The sequence below is a fragment of the Streptomyces sp. ISL-66 genome, assembly GCF_018614135.1.
Classification (GTDB): Bacteria; Actinomycetota; Actinomycetes; order Streptomycetales; family Streptomycetaceae; genus Streptomyces.
The window spans coordinates 1-19,227 of sequence record NZ_JAGGOW010000065.1 but is presented as its reverse complement, the minus strand read 5'-3'; the positions used below and the strand labels follow the sequence as shown (position 1 = coordinate 19,227).

At 71.1% G+C, this 19,227-nt stretch carries 13 protein-coding genes and 1 pseudogene; 5 read left to right on the top strand and 9 right to left on the bottom strand.

From position 1 onward, the window contains the following. Positions 1-30: 30 nt before the first annotated feature. Positions 31-2,019 (top strand): heavy metal translocating P-type ATPase, encoded by a 1,989-nt coding sequence (locus J7E97_RS13345; RefSeq protein WP_215026336.1) that lies wholly within the window; start codon positions 31-33, stop codon positions 2,017-2,019. A 235-nt stretch (positions 2,020-2,254) separates the two neighbouring features. Beyond that, positions 2,255-4,363, top strand: coding sequence for a DUF2075 domain-containing protein (locus J7E97_RS13340; RefSeq protein ID WP_215026581.1), 2,109 nt, complete (start codon positions 2,255-2,257; stop codon positions 4,361-4,363). Between the two features lie 61 nt (positions 4,364-4,424). Here the strand turns inward: J7E97_RS13340 and J7E97_RS35770 are convergent, their stop codons facing one another. From J7E97_RS35770 to J7E97_RS13330, 3 genes are all read right to left on the bottom strand, one after another. Continuing rightward, entirely contained in the window at positions 4,425-4,553 is a 129-nt protein-coding gene (locus J7E97_RS35770) for a DUF6408 family protein (protein WP_251054411.1), read from the bottom strand. A gap of 196 nt (positions 4,554-4,749) precedes the next feature. After that, complete coding sequence (locus J7E97_RS13335; protein ID WP_215026334.1) at positions 4,750-6,612, bottom strand: DUF2075 domain-containing protein; 1,863 nt, start codon at positions 6,610-6,612, stop codon at positions 4,750-4,752. 210 nt (positions 6,613-6,822) lie between these two features. Continuing rightward, positions 6,823-7,272 (bottom strand): Lrp/AsnC family transcriptional regulator, encoded by a 450-nt coding sequence (locus tag J7E97_RS13330; RefSeq protein WP_215026332.1) that lies wholly within the window; start codon positions 7,270-7,272, stop codon positions 6,823-6,825. Positions 7,273-7,408: 136 nt separating this feature from the next. On the opposite strand from J7E97_RS13330, the gene J7E97_RS13325 reads away from it, so the two are divergent. After that, a complete protein-coding gene (locus J7E97_RS13325) occupies positions 7,409-8,410 on the top strand; it encodes an asparaginase (RefSeq protein ID WP_215026329.1) in 1,002 nt (333 codons plus the stop codon). Positions 8,411-8,531: 121 nt separating this feature from the next. Here the strand turns inward: J7E97_RS13325 and meaB are convergent, their stop codons facing one another. From meaB to J7E97_RS13305, 4 genes are all read right to left on the bottom strand, one after another. Next, positions 8,532-9,515 (bottom strand): methylmalonyl Co-A mutase-associated GTPase MeaB, encoded by a 984-nt coding sequence (gene meaB / locus J7E97_RS13320; protein ID WP_215026326.1) that lies wholly within the window; start codon positions 9,513-9,515, stop codon positions 8,532-8,534. Between the two features lie 10 nt (positions 9,516-9,525). Beyond that, positions 9,526-11,721, bottom strand: coding sequence for a methylmalonyl-CoA mutase (gene scpA / locus J7E97_RS13315; RefSeq protein WP_215026323.1), 2,196 nt, complete (start codon positions 11,719-11,721; stop codon positions 9,526-9,528). Further along, positions 11,718-13,577 carry a methylmalonyl-CoA mutase family protein gene (locus J7E97_RS13310; protein ID WP_215026321.1) on the bottom strand — a complete coding sequence of 620 codons (1,860 nt, stop codon included), beginning with the start codon at positions 13,575-13,577 and terminating at the stop codon, positions 11,718-11,720. The genes scpA and J7E97_RS13310 overlap by 4 nt, the downstream gene beginning before the upstream one ends. 255 nt (positions 13,578-13,832) lie before the next feature. Next, the gene (locus J7E97_RS13305) at positions 13,833-15,026 is read right to left on the bottom strand and encodes a cytochrome P450 (protein WP_215026319.1); all 1,194 of its coding nucleotides are present in this window, start codon (positions 15,024-15,026) and stop codon (positions 13,833-13,835) included. Positions 15,027-15,586: 560 nt separating this feature from the next. Here J7E97_RS13305 and J7E97_RS13300 point away from each other — a divergent pair. Continuing rightward, a pseudogene (locus tag J7E97_RS13300) lies at positions 15,587-16,492 on the top strand (NtaA/DmoA family FMN-dependent monooxygenase); the annotation flags it as partial. Positions 16,493-16,613: 121 nt separating this feature from the next. Here the strand turns inward: J7E97_RS13300 and J7E97_RS13295 are convergent. Next, positions 16,614-17,534, bottom strand: coding sequence for an NADP-dependent oxidoreductase (locus J7E97_RS13295; RefSeq protein WP_215026316.1), 921 nt, complete (start codon positions 17,532-17,534; stop codon positions 16,614-16,616). Positions 17,535-17,603: 69 nt separating this feature from the next. Beyond that, the gene (locus J7E97_RS13290; protein WP_215026313.1) at positions 17,604-18,311 is read right to left on the bottom strand and encodes a DUF2470 domain-containing protein; all 708 of its coding nucleotides are present in this window, start codon (positions 18,309-18,311) and stop codon (positions 17,604-17,606) included. 182 nt (positions 18,312-18,493) lie between these two features. Here J7E97_RS13290 and J7E97_RS13285 point away from each other — a divergent pair, with 182 nt between their 5' ends. Next, the gene (locus tag J7E97_RS13285; RefSeq protein ID WP_215026310.1) at positions 18,494-18,889 is read left to right on the top strand and encodes a cell division protein SepF; all 396 of its coding nucleotides are present in this window, start codon (positions 18,494-18,496) and stop codon (positions 18,887-18,889) included. Positions 18,890-19,227 lie beyond the last annotated feature (338 nt).

The window sequence follows — 19,227 nt, the reverse complement described above, 5'->3', positions numbered from 1 at the left end:
GCCCGCCCGTCCGTGAAGGGTTGATTTGTCATGCCTTCTGTCCTGCTCCAACGCCCTCAACGGGCCGGGGAAGCCGCTTCGGCGCCACAGCGGCGCCGCACGCGCGTGCTCGCGCTCACGGAGGTCCGCTGGGCCGCGGCCGCTCTGGCGCTCTTCCTGCTCGCGCTGCCCCTCCAACCGACCGGCGCACCGGCGTGGGCGTGGGGCCCGCTGTACGCCGCTGTCTACGTCACCGGCGGCTGGGAGCCGGCCTGGACCGGGTTGCGGGCCCTGCGGGACAAGACCCTGGACGTGGACCTGCTGATGATCGTCGCCGCGATCGGCGCGGCGTCGATCGGACAGGTGAGGGACGGCGCGCTGCTGATCGTCATCTTCGCCACCTCCGGTGCGCTGGAGGCACTGGCCACGGCACGCACCCAGGACGCGGTGCGCGGCCTGCTCGACGCCGCGCCCCCCGCCGCCACCCGTCTGACCGCGGGCGGCCGGGAGGAGGCGGTCGCCGCCGAGGACCTCAAGGTCGGGGACATCATCCTGATCCGCCCCGGCGAACGCGTCGCCGCCGACGGCCGGGTGCTGGACGGCGTCAGCGAGGTCGACCAGGCAGCCGTCACCGGAGAGCCCCTGCCGGTGGTGAAGGAGATCGGCGACGAGGTGTTCGCGGGGACGGTCAACGCCGCCGGTGCCCTGCGGGTCGCGGTGGAGCGCGAGGCCTCCGACTCAGTGATCGCCCGGATCGTGGCCATGGTCGAGGAGGCATCCGCGACCAAGGCACCCACCCAGCTCTTCATCGAGAAGGTCGAACAGCGCTACTCACTCGGCATGGTCGCCGCCACCCTGACCGTCTTCGCCGTCCCGTTGGCTTTCGGCACGGACCTCACCGGCTCTCTCCTGAGGGCCATGACGTTCATGATCGTCGCATCGCCGTGCGCCGTCGTCCTGGCCACCATGCCGCCGCTGCTGTCCGCCATCGCCACCGCCGGACGCCACGGCGTGCTGGTGAAGTCCGCCGTCGTCATGGAACGCCTCGGACAGGTCGACGCGGTCGCACTCGACAAGACCGGCACGCTGACCGAGGGCACCCCGCGCGTCACCGAGATCCGCCCGCTGGCCGGCAGCGGCCTCGACGAAGACGGACTGCTCGCCCTGGCCGCGGCCGCGGAACACCCCAGCGAACACCCCCTGGCCCGGGCCGTGGTGGCCGCAGCCCGCGAACGGCGTCTGCGCCTGGCCGACGTACGCGACTTCACCTCCGTCCCCGGCATCGGAGTGACGGCCGTCGTGAACGGTCACACCCTCCAGGTCGGAACCCCGGCGCGGCTGCTGGACGCAGCTTCGGCGGCGGCCTCGGCGCACGCCGCACCGGTGGCGGACGAACTGGAGGCCGGCGGGCGCAGCGCCGTCCTCGTCCAGCGCGACGGGATCCCGGTCGGCGTGCTCGGCATCGCCGACCGGCTGCGCCCCGACGCCGCGGGCACCGTAAAGGCCTTGCACGCGCTGACCGGCACCACGCCGATGCTTCTGACCGGCGACAACGCGCGGGCCGCCGCCCGCCTCGCCGGCGAAGTCGGCATCACCGACGTCAGGGCCGGGCTGCTGCCCCAGGACAAGGTCGCCGCCGTGCGCGAGCAGGAGGCGGCCGGGCGCAAGCTGCTGGTCATCGGCGACGGGGTCAACGACGCCCCCGCGCTGGCCGCCGCTCACGTCGGCATCGCCATGGGCCGCGCCGGCTCCGACCTCGCCCTGGAAACGGCGGACGCGGTCATCGTCCGGGACGAGCTGGCCACCACACCGGCCGTGATCGCCCTCTCCCGCGCCGCGCGCCGCCTGGTGACGCAGAACCTGATCATCGCCGGCGCATTCATCTCGGCCCTGGTCGTCTGGGACCTGGCCGGACACCTCCCGCTGCCGCTGGGCGTGCTGGGCCACGAGGGATCGACCGTCATCGTCGGCCTCAACGGTCTGCGCCTGCTGCGCGATGCCGCCTGGAAGCGGGCCGTCCGTCCGCCCGGGAACGCCTGAGGAGTCGTCACGCCAAGGGGCTGCGATGAAGCGGGCAGCGGCGCTCCTGGTCGCACGGCCGGCGCGATTCGGCCACCTTGCCTGGGGTTCTGGCCGGGGGACGCTGCGGCGTTTCCCGGTAGACGAACCCTTTCCCTAAGATCATCGAAACCGATTGCGGCCCGACGGGCTTCCCCGCGAGGACATGCCCCCACCCGCACGAGCTACTCGTGCCCTGGGGGAACCACCCGTGTCCATGCTTCTGCTGAAGCTTTCCGCGCAGGACCTGCTCACTCTGCATTCGCGTCGGCACATGGTGCCGCACCTCGCTGCGCGCTGGCGGTACTTCCGGGGCTCGGACGCCTCGGTTACGGAGCGCTCCGCCTGGGCGGAGAGCTTGATCAGTCTGGCGAACGACCTGGTCGCCGCCCGTCGTGGGAACGTGGAAATGGTGGTCGAGTGCGCCGCCACGCTCGACGAAGCGGACCGTCCGGATCCCCGGCTCGTCGACGTCGTCTTGGTGGGCCGGCATCCGTACGAGGACCGGCCGTCCGTGCAACTCGTCGAATTGAAGCGCTGGTCGACGGTGACCAGGATCGAACGGGCCACCGCGGACCTGGTGCACGTGCCGGGCATGGGCGACAAGAAGCATCCGGCGCTGCAGCTGCGTGAGTACTACGAGGCGTTCACGAGTGACAGGGGCCCTTTCGAAGGCTCCGCTTTCGAGTGTGGGGGCTTCGCCTACCTCCACAACGCCACGGAAGACTCAGTACGCCCGTTGATCGGTGTGGACGCGCCGACGGGTGCGTACGCCCGGGTCTACACGGCCGACCGGCGCGCTCGGTTCCTCGACGACCTCAGAGAGAACTTCGCCGCGGTGGGAGGGGCCTCGGAGGCCGCGACCATGCTGCGGACCATGGGGCTGCGCAACACACCGCTGCTCGACGCCATGAACTGGTCACGAGGTGACGACACCGTCTTCACCCTGCGCGGAAGGCAGAAGTTGGTTGCCGCCCAGATTCTGGACGCGGCCTCCAAGGTCCTTCCCGACCTCGAACAGCCGGCTCTGGTTCCGGATGAGAGGCGCGTGATCTTCCTGGTGACGGGTGGCGCAGGGACGGGCAAGAGCGCCATCGGCCTGCAGGTCAAGGCAAAGCTCGAGGCCCAGGGGCGGACAGTGAAGTACGCCAGCGGAAGCAGGGCCTTCAATGCGGCCGTTCAGGAGCACGTCGGTTACGGCGACAGGCAGTTCAGGGAGACGTTCACCTATTTCAGCAGTTTCGTCGACACTCCGGAGCCCCCGCTGGACGTGCTGATCTGCGACGAGGCGCATCGCCTGCGCGACCACTCGACCAATCAGTACTGGACGCCGGAGCAACGTGAGAAGTGGGGGAAGGGCCCACAGGTCGACGAGCTCCTCGACGCCTCACGCCTGACGGTGTTCTTCCTGGACGAAGGACAGTCCGTGCGGCCGAACGAAGTCGGCACCGTCGAGCTGATCAAGGACGCGACCGAGCGGTACGGGGCTGACCTGCTCGAATACCGTCTGCGCGAGCAGTTCCGGTGTGGTGGCAGCAGCGCCTACATCCACTGGGTACGCACCGTGCTCGGCGTCACGGACGACGTGCCGGAGCTCTGGCGGCCGGACGGCCTGATGCACGTCGAGGTCGCGGACACCCCGGAGGAGCTCGAACGGATCATCCGGACGGAGGCCCGGGCCGGCGCGTCCGCGCGCATGGTCGCCGGCTACTGCTGGCCTTGGACCGAGCCGGTGGGTGAGGAGAAGCGCCTGGAAGCCGATGTCCGGATCGGTGACTGGCACCGGCCGTGGAACGCGAAGAGCGAAGGCTACTGCGCGGACGGGGTACCGCCGTCGGACATCTGGTCCGTCCACCCCAACGGCCTCGGCCAGATCGGGTGCATCTACACGGCACAAGGCCTGGAATGGGACTGGTGTGGTGTGATCATGGGCGAGGACATGGTGCGCCGTGGCGATCAGTGGGTGTTCCGTCGGGGCAAGGATCGTAAGGAAGGGCCGGATTCGGGCATCAAGCGTGTCCATCTGCCCGGTTCGCTCGACCCGGTGGTCAGCGCCTCCGGCGTGGACGACGCCGACTTCGCGCGGCTCGTCCGCCAGGCCTACCACGTGCTGCTGACACGGGCGAGCCGGGCGACGGTCCTGTACTCCACGGACGAGGAGACCCGCGCCTACCTGAAGGACTGGGCAGGTCAGGTGGAGATCCACGGACTACGGCCCACTTACGACAACCTCCCGAAGGAGGCCCGTCCCCCGCACCTGCCGCGGGCGAACGGGAGGCGTAACCGCAAGCGGCGAAAGGCAGGACCCGACCTTCGACTCTTCTGATACGGAGAATCGGAACCGGGCAGTGGAGTGGCGGGCTCTCCGGGCCCGCCACGTGCCTGCGTCAGAAGAGCAGGTCTGCCACCGCGGTCAAGGCCGTCACCAGAAGACTGGAGACGACTCCGACAGCGACGTCGGTGAGGATCTCGCGAATCCGTTCACGACGCGCAGGCTTGTACTCGACAGTGTTCATGTCGGCCTTTCAGGTGGTGAGATCTGAATGGCAGGGGGCGCCCTGCGGGCAGCCACGCTCACGTCGTGTGTCACCACACGACGGGCACAACCATTCGTCCTTCACAGCCTGTTCGGCCTCATGCATGAACCACAGCCTCGTACCCTCCGGGAAGGTGCGCAGCGAGATCATGCTATCGGCCGACCGGTGCCATGACTCAGGAAATGAGCGAGCGGAGCTTCTCGCGTGTCTCGGCGTCCGTCGAGTAGACAACCGTTCCGACCATGCCGCGGGTCAGCAGCACCTTGTACGTGTTGCGGATGAGGCGGTCGATCTCTTCGTCCGGCGTCGCCTTGGTGAACGAGGGGTCCTTCGAAGCCGTGCGGTCGACCACCCATCGGTCGGTCCGCCAGACCAGGTCCGGGCCCATGATCACGCCCGACCAGTCGTACTCGAAGCCCTGCGCCGTATACACACACCCGACTTGGCCGAAGCCCGCCGGATCGGTGGCCCAGAGCGGTGCCGGCGGCGCGCCCAGAAGGGACCGGTCCCCGAACAGGTTCCACGGCTTCGACCAGCCTCCGATCACCACGTCTGCGGGCAGTGTCGTCATCGCCGGAGTGATCTTCTTGGTCCACCTCCAGCAGTAGCCGGCGGAAAGCCGGGCGCCGTACCCCTCAGCACGTTTGTCGTCGAGGAAGCCCTCCAGCGCCCGCGGACTGTCGACCGTGACCAGCTGCACCTTGCCGTCCGGTTCCCATCCGATCGGCCCGTCGTCCTCCAGTGCCAGGAGACCGGTAACCCAGCGCAGGTAGGCGTCGCTGCCTCCGCATCGGAACTGGCTGTCCAACTCCACCAGGGTGAAGTCCACTTCCTGTTCTTCCGCAGCTTGCCGGATCTGCTCGACCGTCCCCATCTCGCCCGGACGCACCACTTGGTGTTGGTCGAGCAGGAACACCGGCACCCGGGCTGCGTCGATCAGCTCTGCCACCTGTGGCCGACCGGTACGCAGCGCGGCTGCGGTGTAACGGTTGGCGGAATTCTTACGGAGCCGGTGTGCCTCGTCGCAGATGAGCACGTCGATGTCGTTCGGCTCGGCGTCCATGAAGCTATTGAAGTATTGGAACAAGCGCTGGACCTCGGGTTTCCGTGCCCCCGCGACCTTGCGCATCGTCTTGGTGAACGACTGCGACCCGGTGGCGTGGAGGGCCGGCACACCTCGTCGGTACAGATCGCCGAGCAGGGACAGGGCGATCACGCTCTTGCCGGATCCGGGCCCGCCGGTCACGACGACCACCTGCTTGCGCTTGGATCGCCGTGCCTTGCGGACCGCTGCCATCACCGTTTCGTAGGCGAGCCGCTGCTCGTCCAGCAGCACGAACTGCTCTCGGTCGCGGACTTCTTCGGCGGCTACGGCCATCAGCTGCATGGACGGCTTCACTCTGGCCTGCAGGAGGTCGTCCGCTGCGGCGGCACCCGGCTTGGGGGCCAGCCTCGCGCGCAGGTAGTCCAGGAACGCGCCGCGCTGGTCGCCAGTGAACATCCGGCCCCGGTCGTCCTCCTCGACCTCGCGTAGTCCCGCGACCCCGAACTCGGTCGCGTTGTGCAGGAAGGCGACTCCGGTGACGGATTCAGGGTTTCGCTCGAGCGCCCCATTGAACGAAACCAGGTAGTCGCAGTAGCCCCGAACCTGCTCGATGGGGTTGAGGACGGGATCCTGGTAGGAGGGCACGCGGCACCGCAGTGGATCGTCCTCCTCGGGGTGGGCTTCGCTCCACTGCTTGAGTTCCACGACGACGTACGACGGCTCGCCCGAGGCCGGATGCACGCCGGCCAGTATCGCGTCCGCGCGCTTGCTGGTCAGCGGCAGCCCGTACTCCAGCAGCATCTCGACCTCGCCGAGCCCCGCTTCGACCAAGGCGTTCGTGAGGGCAGGGATGCTGCGCTCCCATGACCGGATCTCCGAGGACCGGGGCCGGTGACCGTGCCTGTGGAGGAAGTTCTCGGCCAGGAGTTCCGCCAGCCGTCCCTCGACACGGGTGCGATTGGCCAAGGATGCCGCGGACTCACGGAACAGCAAGAAATCGCCCCCAGGCAGCACGGAATAGCTCGTGCGGGTGGGGGCATGTCCTTCGGTTCCACCGTGGTGGAACGGAAGCCCGGCGGGCCGCTGAGATTGTCTCCGTCATCCTATGACAGCGAGTGGATCACGCAGCAGGGCGTTCACCGGATCCGTGTTGACGTCAGCTTGCGGTCGACCCGTGGCGCGTGGGGAGGGGCTTGCCGGCGGTCAGACCGGGAGGCCCGTGGGTTCCTTGATGCGCTTCATGATGATCTGGGAGTTGACCTCCGTGACGCCCGAGAGGGCTGTCAGTTTTTCGATCCAGAGGCGTTCGTAGGCGCGCAGGTCCGCCACCGCGATGCGCAGGAGGCAGCCGGGGCTGCCGAAGAGGCGGTGGGCCTCGACGACGTCGGGGATGTCCTGGAGGGCCGCTTCGAAGGCTTCGACGGCCTCGCGGTCGCGGCGGACCTCGACGGAGACCAGGACCTCGAAGCCGCGGCCCACGGCTTCGGGGGAGATCACCGCGCGGTAGCCCTGGATGATCCCGTCCTGTTCGAGCTGGCGCACCCGGCGCATGCAGGGGGAGGGGGTCAGGCCCACGCGCTGGGCCAGCTCCTGGTTGCTGAGCCGGCCGTCGGCCTGGAGCTCGCGCAAGATTTCACGATCGATGGCGTCCATGACGCAATTATCAGGCATCCAGTGTTGCGTGGGGGGTGGAATTGGCAATCGCATTGCGCGTAGATCGGCCTAGCATTGCCCTTCGGAGTTATAGCAAATTTGTGCGGGTTTTGTGGGAGAGGGAAGGGCCGTTGCCATGGGACGCATCGTCGTCATCAGTACCGGTGGGACGATAGCCAGTCGCTGGCAGGGTTCCGGCTTCGCGGCCGATGCCGACGGGGCCGAGGTCATGGCGACCGCGCCGCTGCCGGAAGGCGTCACCATCGAGGTCGTCGATCTTTTCAGTGTGAACAGTCCTCGGTTGACCACCGCCCATCAGCTGACCTTGCTGCGGACCGTGCACGAGGTGCTCGCCGACCCCGGGGTGGAAGGCGTCGTCGTCACGCACGGCACGGACACGCTGGAGGAGTCGGCGTTCCTGGTGGACCTGCACCACCACGACGCGCGGTCCGTCGTCTTCACCGGTTCGCAGCGCCCCATGGGGACGGCGGACGGGGACGGTCCCGGCAATCTCTACGATGCCCTGCTGACCGCGGCGACCACGCGCGGGCTCGGCGTCCTGATCGCGTTCGCGGGGCGGGTGCACGCGGCGCGCGGGACCGTGAAGACGCAGGCGGTGGCGTTGGACGCCTTTGCCGACCCGTCGAAGGAGCTGTTGGGGAAGGTCGGTTTCGGGAAGGTCACCGTGCTGCGGACGCCGGTGCGGCCCGAACCGCTGCCGCTGCCGGCGATGCCGGAGGCTCCGCCGAGGGTGGACGTCGTGATGCACCACGCCAGCGGGGACCCGGTGCTGCTGAACGCCGCCGTCGCGGCGGGCGCGCGGGGCATCGTGCTGGTCGGCACGGGCGCGGGGAACGCGACGCCGGAGATCGTGGACGCGGTGAAGGCGGCGATCGCCGGGGGCGTGCTGGTGGCGTTGACCACGCGGGTGGCCGCCGGGCCGGTGACGGAGATCTACACCCACGGGGGTGCGGTGGACCTCGTCGCGGCCGGGGCGGTGCCCACGGGGACGCTGCGGGCGCCTCAGGTGCGGATCGCCGTGCTGGCGGCGCTGCTGGCCGGGGGCGGCGTGGCGGAGCAGGCCGGGGTGCTGCGGCAGGCGTTGGCCGCGGGCGGGCCGGTGCTGGTCGCCGCCTGACCCTGACGGGTCGCCCGGGGGCTACGCCCCAGACCCCCCAGGGCTACGCCCCAGACCCCTCGGGGCTCGCCCCCGCCCCCGGCCTGTGTCCCCGCCTCGAACGCCGGCCGGCCTTGATCGTTCAGGCGTCCGTGAAAGCCGTCAGGAGGCGGGTCGCCGCCAGGGTGGGCGTGAGGGTGCCCGCTCGGACGGCTGATTCCAGGGCGGGGGCCAGGTCTCGTACGGCGGGGCTGGAGCGCAGGCGCTCCAGGAGTTCGTCGCGGACCATCGACCAGGTCCACTCCACCTGTTGGGCCGCGCGCTTGGTCTTCAGGCGGCCGTCCGCGTCCAGCAGCTTGCGGTGTTGCTCCAGGCGGTTCCAGACCTCGTCCAGGCCCGTGGATTCGCGGGCGCTGCACGTCAGGACCGGCGGGGTCCACGCCGCGTCGACCGGGTGCATCAGCCGCAGGGCGCCCGACAGTTCGCGCGCCGCCGACTTCGCGTCGCGTTCGTGCGGGCCGTCCGCCTTGTTGACGGCGAGGACGTCGGCGAGTTCCAGGACGCCCTTCTTGATGCCCTGGAGCTGGTCGCCGGTGCGGGCCAGCGAGAGGAGGAGGAAGGAGTCGACCATCCCGGCGACCGTGGTCTCCGACTGGCCCACTCCCACCGTTTCCACCAGGACCACGTCGTAGCCCGCCGCCTCCATCACGATCATCGACTCGCGGGTCGCCTTCGCGACCCCGCCGAGCGTGCCCGCCGAGGGGGAGGGGCGGACGAAGGCCGCCGGGTCGACGGCGAGGCGTTCCATACGGGTCTTGTCGCCGAGGATGGAACCGCCCGTGCGGGTGGACGAAGGGTCCACGGCCAGGACCGCGACCTTGTGGCCCAGGCCCGTCAGCATCGTGCCGAACGCGTCGATGAACGTGGACTTGCCCACGCCCGGCACCCCGCTGATACCGATCCGGCGCGCCCGCCCCGCGTGGGGGAGCAGCTCCGTCAACAGCTGCTGGGCCAGCGAGCGGTGCGCGGGCAGGGTGGACTCGACGAGGGTGATGGCGCGCGCGACGAACGCGCGCTTCCCGTCGAGAACGCCCTTGGCGTAGGCCTCGATGTCGATCTTCGGCACCCGCGTCCGCCTACAGTTCGTGGCCCAGGTCCGCGGCCAGCCGCGTCACCAGGTCGTGCGCCGCGTCCGGGATGACCGTGCCCGGCGGGAAGACCGCCGTCGCCCCCATCTCCAGGAGCGTGGGAACGTCCGCCGGCGGGATCACCCCGCCCACCACGATCATGATGTCCTCGCGGCCCTCCTCCGCCAGCTGCTCGCGCAGCGCCGGTACGAGGGTGAGGTGGCCGGCGGCCAGCGAGGAGACGCCCACCACGTGGACGTCCGCCTCGACGGCCTGGCGGGCCACTTCCGCCGGGGTCTGGAACAGCGGGCCGACGTCCACGTCGAAGCCCAGGTCGGCGAAGGCGGTCGCGATCACCTTCTGGCCGCGGTCGTGCCCGTCCTGGCCCATCTTGCAGACCAGGATGCGCGGACGGCGGCCCTCCGCTTCCTCGAACCGGTCGATGAGCGCACGGGTGCGCTCCAGGGACGGGGACTCGCCTGCTTCGGTGCGGTACACACCGGAGATCGTACGGATCTGACTCGCGTGCCGCCCGTACACCTTCTCGAGGGCGTCCGAGATCTCGCCCACCGTGGCCTTGGCGCGCGCCGCGTCCACCGCCAGCGCGAGGAGGTTGCCCTCGCCGCTGCCGGCCGCGTTCGTCAGCGCCCGCAGGGTGTCCTGGGTGAGCGCCTCGTCGCGCTCCTCGCGCAGCCGCCGCAGCTTGGCGATCTGCTGGGTGCGCACCGAGGAGTTGTCGACCTTCAGGACGTCGATCCGCTCGTCCGTCGCCACCCGGTACTTATTGACGCCGATCACCGGCTGGCGGCCCGAGTCGATACGGGCCTGCGTGCGCGCGGCGGCCTCCTCGACCCGGAGCTTGGGGATGCCCGCGTCGATGGCCTGCGCCATGCCGCCGGCCGCCTCGACCTCCTGGATGTGCTGCCAGGCCCGGCGCGCCAGGTCGTAGGTCAGCTTCTCCACGTACGCGCTGCCGCCCCAGGGGTCGATGGTGCGGCAGGTGCCCGATTCCTGCTGGAGGAGGAGCTGGGTGTTGCGGGCGATGCGCGCGGAGAAGTCCGTCGGCAGGGCCAGCGCCTCGTCGAGGGCGTTGGTGTGCAGCGACTGGGTGTGGCCCTGGGTCGCGGCCATCGCCTCGACGCAGGTGCGGGTGACGTTGTTGAAGACGTCCTGTGCGGTGAGGGACCAGCCTGAGGTCTGCGAATGGGTGCGCAGGGAAAGGGACTTGGCGTTCTTCGGGTCGAACTGCTTGACCAGGCGCGCCCACAGCAGACGGGCGGCGCGCAGCTTCGCGACCTCCATGAAGAAGTTCATGCCGATCGCCCAGAAGAACGACAGGCGCGGCGCGAAGGCGTCCACGTCCAGCCCCACGGCCTGACCCGCCCGCAGGTACTCCACGCCGTCCGCGAGGGTGTACGCCAGCTCCAGGTCGGCCGTGGCCCCGGCTTCCTGGATGTGGTAGCCCGAGATGGAGATCGAGTTGTAGCGCGGCATCTTCTGCGAGGTGAAGGAGAAGATGTCGGAGATGATCCGCATCGAGGGCTTCGGCGGATAGATGTAGGTGTTGCGGACCATGAACTCTTTGAGGATGTCGTTCTGGATGGTCCCGGCGAGCTTGTCGGGGGAGACGCCCTGCTCCTCCGCCGCCACGATGTACAGGGCGAGGACCGGCAGCACCGCGCCGTTCATCGTCATCGACACCGACATCTCGTCCAGCGGGATCCCGTCGAACAGCTGCCGCATGTCGTAGATCGAGTCGATCGCCACGCCCGCCATGCCGACGTCGCCGGTGACGCGCGGGTGATCGCTGTCGTAGCCGCGGTGCGTCGGCAGGTCGAAGGCGACCGACAGGCCCTTCTGGCCGGAGGCCAGGTTGCGCCGGTAGAAGGCGTTGGACTCCTCGGCCGTGGAGAAGCCCGCGTACTGCCGGATCGTCCAGGGCTGGTTGACGTACATCGTCGGGTACGGGCCGCGCAGGTACGGGGCCACGCCCGGGTACGTCCGCAGGAAGTCCAGGCCCTCCAGGTCGCGTCCCGTGTACAGCGGCTGGACGCCGATGCCCTCGGGCGTCTCCCACAGCAGTTCGCCGGCGCCGGAGCCGGTCGACTCCTTCAGGGCCGTGCGCCACTGGTCCTCGGAACCGGACGCCGGGGCCCCGCCGGGCAGCGGGAGTTCGGAGAAATCGGGGATCCCGGTGCTGCTCAAGACGGCACTCCCATCCGGTCGAGTACGGAGGACAGCACGGCGACCGCGTCGCAGCCGGCGAAGACGTACTCGTCCACGGCGGCCGCGGCGGTGCCGGGCTTGCCCGCGAGGAACACGGTCGTCGCGCCAGCCGAGCGCAGGGCCGCGGCCACCGCCTCGGCCTGCTCCTCGTACAGCGCGTCGCTGGAGCACAGCACGGCCATGCCGTCCGCGCCGCTCGCCGCGTACGCCGCCGCGGCCGTCTGCGGGGTCACCGAGACGGGGTCGTGCACGGGGGTGACGCCGCCCGCCTGGAACAGGTTGGAGGCGAAGGTGGCGCGCCCGGTGTGCGCGGCCGCCGGGCCGAGTGCGGCCAGGAAGACCGTGGGCCGGGCGCCCGTCGCCGCGAGGTGGGCGTCACTGCGGGCGCGCAGGGCCTCGTAAGCCTCGTCGCGCCGGACGCGGGGGAGTCCGCCGGTGAGGGGGGCCGGCGCGGGCTCGCGCACCACCGGCTTCTCGGAGAGCAGCGGGAACTCGCTGACTCCGGTGATCGGTTCGCGGCGCGTGGCCAGCTTCTTCGAGCGCTCGGCCCAGGTGGCGGCGAGGCGTTCGGCGACCAGGCCGGAGCGCAGGGCGGCGGCCTGGCCGCCCGCCTTCTCCACGGTCTGGAAGAACTCCCAGGCGGCGTGGGCCAGTTCGTCCGTGAGCCGCTCGACGTAGTACGAGCCGCCCGCCGGGTCGATCACGCGGGCCAGGTGGGATTCCTCCAGCAGGATGGTGGAGGTGTTGCGGGAGACGCGGCGCGCGAACGCGTCGGGCAGGCCCAGTTCCTGGTCGAAGGGGAGCACGGTGACCGAGTCGGCGCCGCCCACGCCCGCGGCCATGCAGGCGACGGTGGTGCGCAGCATGTTCACCCACGGGTCGCGGCGGGTCATCATCACGGGCGAGGTGACGGCGTGCTGGCGCTGGGCGCCGGCCCGCGGGGCTCCGCAGACCTCGGCGATCCGCGCCCACAGGCGGCGGGCGGCACGCAGCTTGGCGATGGTGAGGAACTGGTCGGCGGTGGCGGAGTAGCGGAACTCCAGCTGCCCGAAGGCGGCTTCCGCGTCGAGGCCCGCCCCGGTGAGGGCGCGCAGGTACGCGACCCCGGTGGCCAGCGAGAGTCCCAGCTCCTCGGCGGCGCTGCCGCCCGCCTCGTGGTAGGGCAGGGCGTCGACCGTCAGGGCCCGTACGTGCGGCCAGGCGGCCGCCGTCTCCCGGGCGAGGGCGGCGGCTCCGGCCAGGTCCAGGGCCTCTCCGGTGCGGGCCTCGTGGCCCAGCGGGTCGGCGCCCAGGGAGGCGCGGGCGGCCTCGGAGGACACCCCGCGCTCGGTGTAGAGCGCCAGCAACGCCCGCGCGGCCTCGGCGTACTGGGCGCCGGGGTCGAGCGACACGGGGGCGAGGTCGAGGTAGACGCCGTCCAGTGCGCGGGCGAGGGCGTCCGCCGGGAGGCCGGCGTCGCCGACGGCCAGCCACAGCGAGGTGGTGCCGTTCTCGAGGTCCGCCAAGGCGGCTTCGTTCACCCGTACGGGGTCGGTGCCGGCGATGCGCTGGCGCACGTCCCAGCCCGAGGCGGCATTGCCCTCGGCCCGGCCGCCCCGTACGAAGGGCGCGAAACCGGGGAAGCCGGTGTCCGGCACGGTTTCGGGCGCGGTGTACAGCGGGCGGGTGGTGAGCCCGTCCTCAAGCTTCGTGGACAACGCGTCTTCCGCTGCCTCGCCGGATGCTTCCTTGCCCGACTTGCGTAGAACGCCCTCTACCAGGCGCTGCCACTGCTCATGCGTCGCGTCAGGGAACTCGGCGGCCAGGGAGAGCCCGTCATCAGGCAGGACCGTCATGGCTCGAATGGTAGGGGGGTCCTCAGGGAGCGCCTATAACCACCGGATGTGATCTCCCCCTCTCATGTGAGACGGGAGGGGGCACGAAAGAGCGGACCGAGGAGGACGGTCGCGGCGGTTACCGGGAGTACGGCGGGCCCCCGCGTGCGGGGCGACGATCCGGCGGGCCGTAGCGCTCGGGGCCCGCACACCCGGCTCCCCGGCTCCTCGGCTTCCCGGCCTCCCCGCCCCGGCCCCGAGTCTCCCGGGCGGGGGCTACCAGCGGACGGGCAACTGGGCGACCCCGCGGATGAGGGTGCCTTCGATCCACTGCGGCGGGCCGGCGGCCGGCTCGGCGGCGAGGTCCGGGAAGCGCTCCAGCAGGGACCGGATGGCGATCCGGGCTTCCATCCGGGCCAGCGGCGCGCCGAGGCAGAAGTGGATTCCGTGGCCGAAGGCCAGGTGTCCCTGTGTCGCGCGCCGGATGTCGAAGGTGTCGGGCCGCGGGAACCGCTCCCCGTCACGGTCGCCGGAAGCCAGCGAGACGACGACCGAGGCGCCGGCCTCGATGGCGACGCCGCCCAGCACCAGGTCCTCGGCCGCGAAGCGGATGGTCGCGTTCTCCACCGGGCCGTCGTAGCGGAGCATCTCCTCTATGGCCCCGTCGAGCAGTCCGTCGAAGTCGGCCCGCAGGTCGGCGAGTTGCTCGGGGTGCGCGAGCAGCGCACGCACTCCGTTGGAGATCAGGTTGACGGTGGTCTCGTGGCCCGCGACCAGCAGGAGGTAGGCCATGCCGACCAACTCGTCGGAGGAGAGGGAGTCGCCGTCCTCGTCCCGGGTCCGGATCAGGGCGCTGAGCAGGTCGTCGCCGGGCTCCTCGGTCTTGTCGGCCAGCAGGCCGATCAAGTACGTGGTCATGGCCTCGAGCACCGGCCCGAGCTGCTCCAGGCTCCCGATGGGCGCGGACACGATCTGGCTCGACCAGTCGTGGAACCGGTCGCGGTCGAGCCCGGGAACCCCGAGCAGTTCGCAGATGACCGTCATCGGGACCGGGAGGGCCAGAGCCGGGATCAGGTCGCAGGACCGGCCGGGACCGGCCTCCATGGCGTCGAGGAGCCGGTCGGTGACCTCCTGGACGCGGGGGCGCAGCGCTTCGACGCGGCGCGGGGTGAACTCCCGCGAGACCAGCTTGCGCAGCCGGGTGTGGTGGGGCGGGTCCGATTCGAGCATGTTGGTGCTGGTCGCCCCGAGCAGGGCCTTGTCGAAGTCGCCGTAGACGCTCGGGTTCTTGCACAGCAGCGGGTGCCCGAGCGCCTGCCGGGCCTCCTCGTAGCCGACGACCAGCCAGAGCGGTCGCCCGTCGGCTCCCTTGATCCGGTGGACCGGGCCGGCGGCGCGCAGTTCGGAGTACGTGGGATAGGGATCCGCGTTGAACTCGCCTGTGGGGGCGCTGAAGTCGACAAGAGCCATTCGGCCAGCCTACGACCGGTCTTGATCCCCGTGTCGACTGAAACCGGCCACTCGCTGCCGCGGTGCGTCCGGAGGCGGCGGTCCGTGGCGGGTGCGTTGCGGACACGTGAAATCAGGCCACGGTTTCCGGCCACGACCGGGGCGGCCGGTTCCGGTGAAAGCCCAGGTCACCCTGGGTGTGGCCAGCACACCGGAGGTGCCGGGGTGGGTCGCTGGCCGGGGTTGACCGGGGGCGGGGGCGCTGGCAGTCTCCGGGACATGTCCGCGATCGAGTTCCTCGCCCCGCGGCTCCACACCCCCGGCCCCTGTACCGCGCCGGGCGAGTGTCAGGGCCGCTGTCCGGCCCCGCGTCGTTCCTGAGCGCACTCCGGCCGTCACCGCGCCCTTCCGGACGGCGTTCCCGCCGTGGGGCGTTCCCGGTCACTGACCGCTTGCCGCGCCCGGCCTCTGTCCGCCGCAGCGTGTCGACGTTCCGCAGCGTGCCGACGTTCCGCGGCGCGCAGATCTCCGCCCGTTACTGGTCGCCGGTCGCCGGTCGCCGGCCGCCCGTAGCCCATAGCCTGGAGCACGCCCGGCTCTACGAGCGCGCCCACGAGTTCCTCGACGTGGCCACCAAGCTCTGGGACAGCTGGGAGGACGACGCGGTCGTCCTCGACAAGGAGCACGGCATCTACGCCGACACCGACAAGCTGCACCCCGCCGCCCACCGGGGCGAGTACTTCGGCGTCGCCGGACCGCTCAACGTCCCGCGTTCGCCCCAGGGGCACCCGCTCCTCGTCCAGGCCGGTTCCTCCGAGGACGGCAAGGAGTTCGCCGCGCGGTACGCCGAGGCCGTCTTCACCGCGCAGCAGACCCTCGCCGACGGCCAGACCTTCTACAAGGACCTCAAGTCCCGCCTCGCCAAGTACGGCCGCGCCGAGAGCGACCTCCTGGTCCTCCCCGGCATCGCCCCCGTCATCGGCTCCACCGAGGCCGAGGCCAAGGCCCTGGAGCAGCAGCTCACCGACCTGCAGGTGCCGGAGTACGGGCTCGCCCAGCTCTCCGGGATGCTCGGCACCGACCTCACCGGCCTCCCCCTCGACGGCCCGCTGCCCGAGCTCCCCGAGGAGCGGGACATCAACGGCAACAAGAGCCGCTTCACGCTCGTCGCCGAGCTCGCCCGCCGCGACGGCCTCACCCTGCGCGAGCTGATCGCCCGCCTCGGCGCGGGCCGGGGCCACCGGGTCTTCGCCGGGACACCCGAGCAGATCGCCGACCAGCTGGAGGAATGGTTCACGCGGGGCGCCGCCGACGGCTTCAACATCATGGCGCCCGTCCTGCCCACCGGCCTCACCGACTTCGTCGACCACGTCGTGCCGATCCTCCAGCGGCGCGGCCTCTTCCGCACCGAGTACACCGGCCGGACCCTGCGCGAGAACTACGGGCTGGCCCGCCCCGCCAACCGCTACGCCGGGACCCCCGCGTGAGCCACCACGGCGAATCACCTCGCCGACCTGCTTTTCCGAGCGGCTGTCCTGCCGAGCCGTCGGCCCGCCGGTCACCGCCGACGGGCCCGCTGCCGGTCACCGCCGACGGGCCCGGCCGGTCTCAGACGGTGAGGACGATCTTGCCGCGCGTGCGGCCGGCCGCGCTCAGCTTCCAGGCCTTCGCCGCCTCCGCGAGCGGCAGCGCGTGTTCCACGTTCACCGTGAGGGCGCCCTCGTCCGCGAGTTTGGCGAGGAAGGCCAGATCGGTGGCGTCCGCGCGGACCCACAGCTGGTGCGCGCCCTGGGCGGCCGCCGTGTAGTCGGCGATGGAGGCCACCCGGTGGCGCTCCTTGACCAGCGACTGGAGGGTCGCGACGACATCGTCCCCGAAGAAGTCGAGGGCGGCGTCCACCCCGTCGGGGGCCAGCGCGCGGACCCGGTCGGCCAGTCCTTCGCCGTACAGGACCGGTTCGGCGCCGAGCGAGCGCAGGTAGTCGTGGTTGTGCTCGCCCGCCGTGCCGATGACGCGCAGGCCCAGGGCGACGGCGATCTGCACGCCGAACGAGCCGGTGCCGCCGGCGGCTGAGTGGATGAGGACGGTCTCGCCGGCCTTGAGGCCCACGCGGGTGAGCGACTGGTACGCGGTGAGTCCGGCCAGCGGGATCCCGGCGGCCTGCTCGAAGGTGAGCTCGCGCGGCTTGCGCGCGAGGGTGCGGACGGGGGCGCTGACCAATTCGGCGTACGTGCCGAGCTCGACCCACTCCTTGCGGACGTAGCCGTACACCTCGTCGCCGACGGCGTAGTCGAAGGTGTCCGGGCCGACCGCCTCGACGACGCCGGCCACGTCCCAGCCGGGTATGACCGGGTAGCGGACTTCGAGGATGGAGTCGAGGTACCCGGTGGCGAGTTTCCAGTCCACCGGGTTGACCCCGGCGGCCTTGACGCGTACGAGGACTTCGCCCGGACCGACCTTGGGCTCCGGCACGTCAACGAGCCCCAGTACGTCGGAGGTTCCGTATGCGCTGTATGCGATTGCCTTCATGATCGACCCCAACCGGGGGGCGCGGGCCGGTATTCCGGCCTCGGGCGCCCTTCTTCCGGAGTCTTCCGATCAGGCGGGGAGGCTATTGCGGTGCGATCGGCGGCGGGCCGCGCTGAACAGGGCTTGGATCTGCGCCCCGGACTGCTCGACGTCGTCGAGCGGGGAGGGGAAGGGCAGCCGGACGTCGCGGTGGCCGCGCCGTTCCTCCAGGCGCAGGGTGATCCCGTAGCGGTCCATGGCGAGGGGCAGTGCGCGCACCACGGCCGCCTGGGGGACCTGGGGGTGGACCAGTCGCAGCAGGAGGGTGACGAGTTCGGCGTGATCGTCGAGGAGGTGGGTGAGCATGCCGGCCTCGTACGGGGCGAGCGGGTCCGGGCGGGCCGCGTCCAGCTCCTCCAGGGCGATGGAGGAGCGGGCGCCGTCGGAGGCTTCGAGGAGGGCCCGGCCGAATTCCACGCAGGTGGAGTCCTGGGCCTCGTCGGAGTACGGGGTGAGCAGGCGCCCCGTCAGCGTGACGCGGGCGCGCACGCGGTCCCGTACGGGGGTGGGGGCCACGTCGGTGAACTCCATCCGGATCGCGGGCCGGTGCTCGGCGTGGCCGCCCGGTTCGGCGGGGTGCAGGTGCAGCCGGCCGAGGGGGTCGCTGCCGTCGAGGTGGCGGATCTCCGTGCGCAGCCCGTCGGTGACGACGGTCATGGAGTGGGCGGCGGCCAGGACGGACCGGACGCGCTCGGCGTCGGTGGGCAAGGGCCCGGGCGTGGGCGTGGGCACGTGCATGTGGATCTCCGTGGTCCCGAGGGGCGATGCGGTGCGTACTCAGGTATGCCTAACCTAACTTATCCGGAGGGTGAGGAACAGGCGGCGGGGTGCGACAGCTGCCACGTGTCGGTGTTGGGCTGAACGGGTGAAGCACGAGAGGATGGGGGGATGCACATGAAGCGCAGGGCCGGGGCGGCCCGGTGAGCAGGTACGACGTCACCGACGAGCAGTGGGAAGGCCTCGCGCAGGTGGTTCCGCTGCGCAGTCGCAACGAGTGGCCCTCCCGGGTGGACCACCGCACGATCCCCACGGTGCCCGGGGCCTCCGCGGCGGAGCAGCGGCGCTTCGTGGTGATCCGGGTCCAGGTCTTCGCGGACGCGCGGGAGGTGGCGGAGTACCTGATCGCGCAGATCCCGGTGCTCCTGGACCTCACGGGCGCGGACGGCGAAGTGGCCAAGCGGATCCTGGACTTCAGCAGCGGCGTGGTCTTCGGGTTGGGCAGCGGGATGCACCGGGTCGACCGGAACGTCTTCCTGCTGGCGCCCGTCGGGACCGAGGTGGAGGGGATCGCGGCCGCGGTCGTCCCCCGATCGTAGGAAGGTCCCCCTGGCGGAACGGTTCGCCGGACCCGCGGGGGGTCCGGCGGCCCGTACCGTCCCGCGCATGACCCCGCCCGCCACCTCACCGACCTCCGCGGTCCAGGCCTTGATCCCGGACCCGCGCATCGCCGTGTCGCTGCCCGCCGCCCCGCCCTCGGCCGCCGCTCTCCCTTCGCCCGCCGCCACGCCTCGGACTGACGGGCTGCCTTCGTCTGAAGCGACGCCTCGGGCTGACGGCGCGCCTTCGTCCGCCGCGGCGCCCCGGGCCGACGGTCTGCCTTCGTCCGGAGCCCTGCCCGCGCCTGCGGCCGCTCCGCGGCCCGCATCCGGCGCCG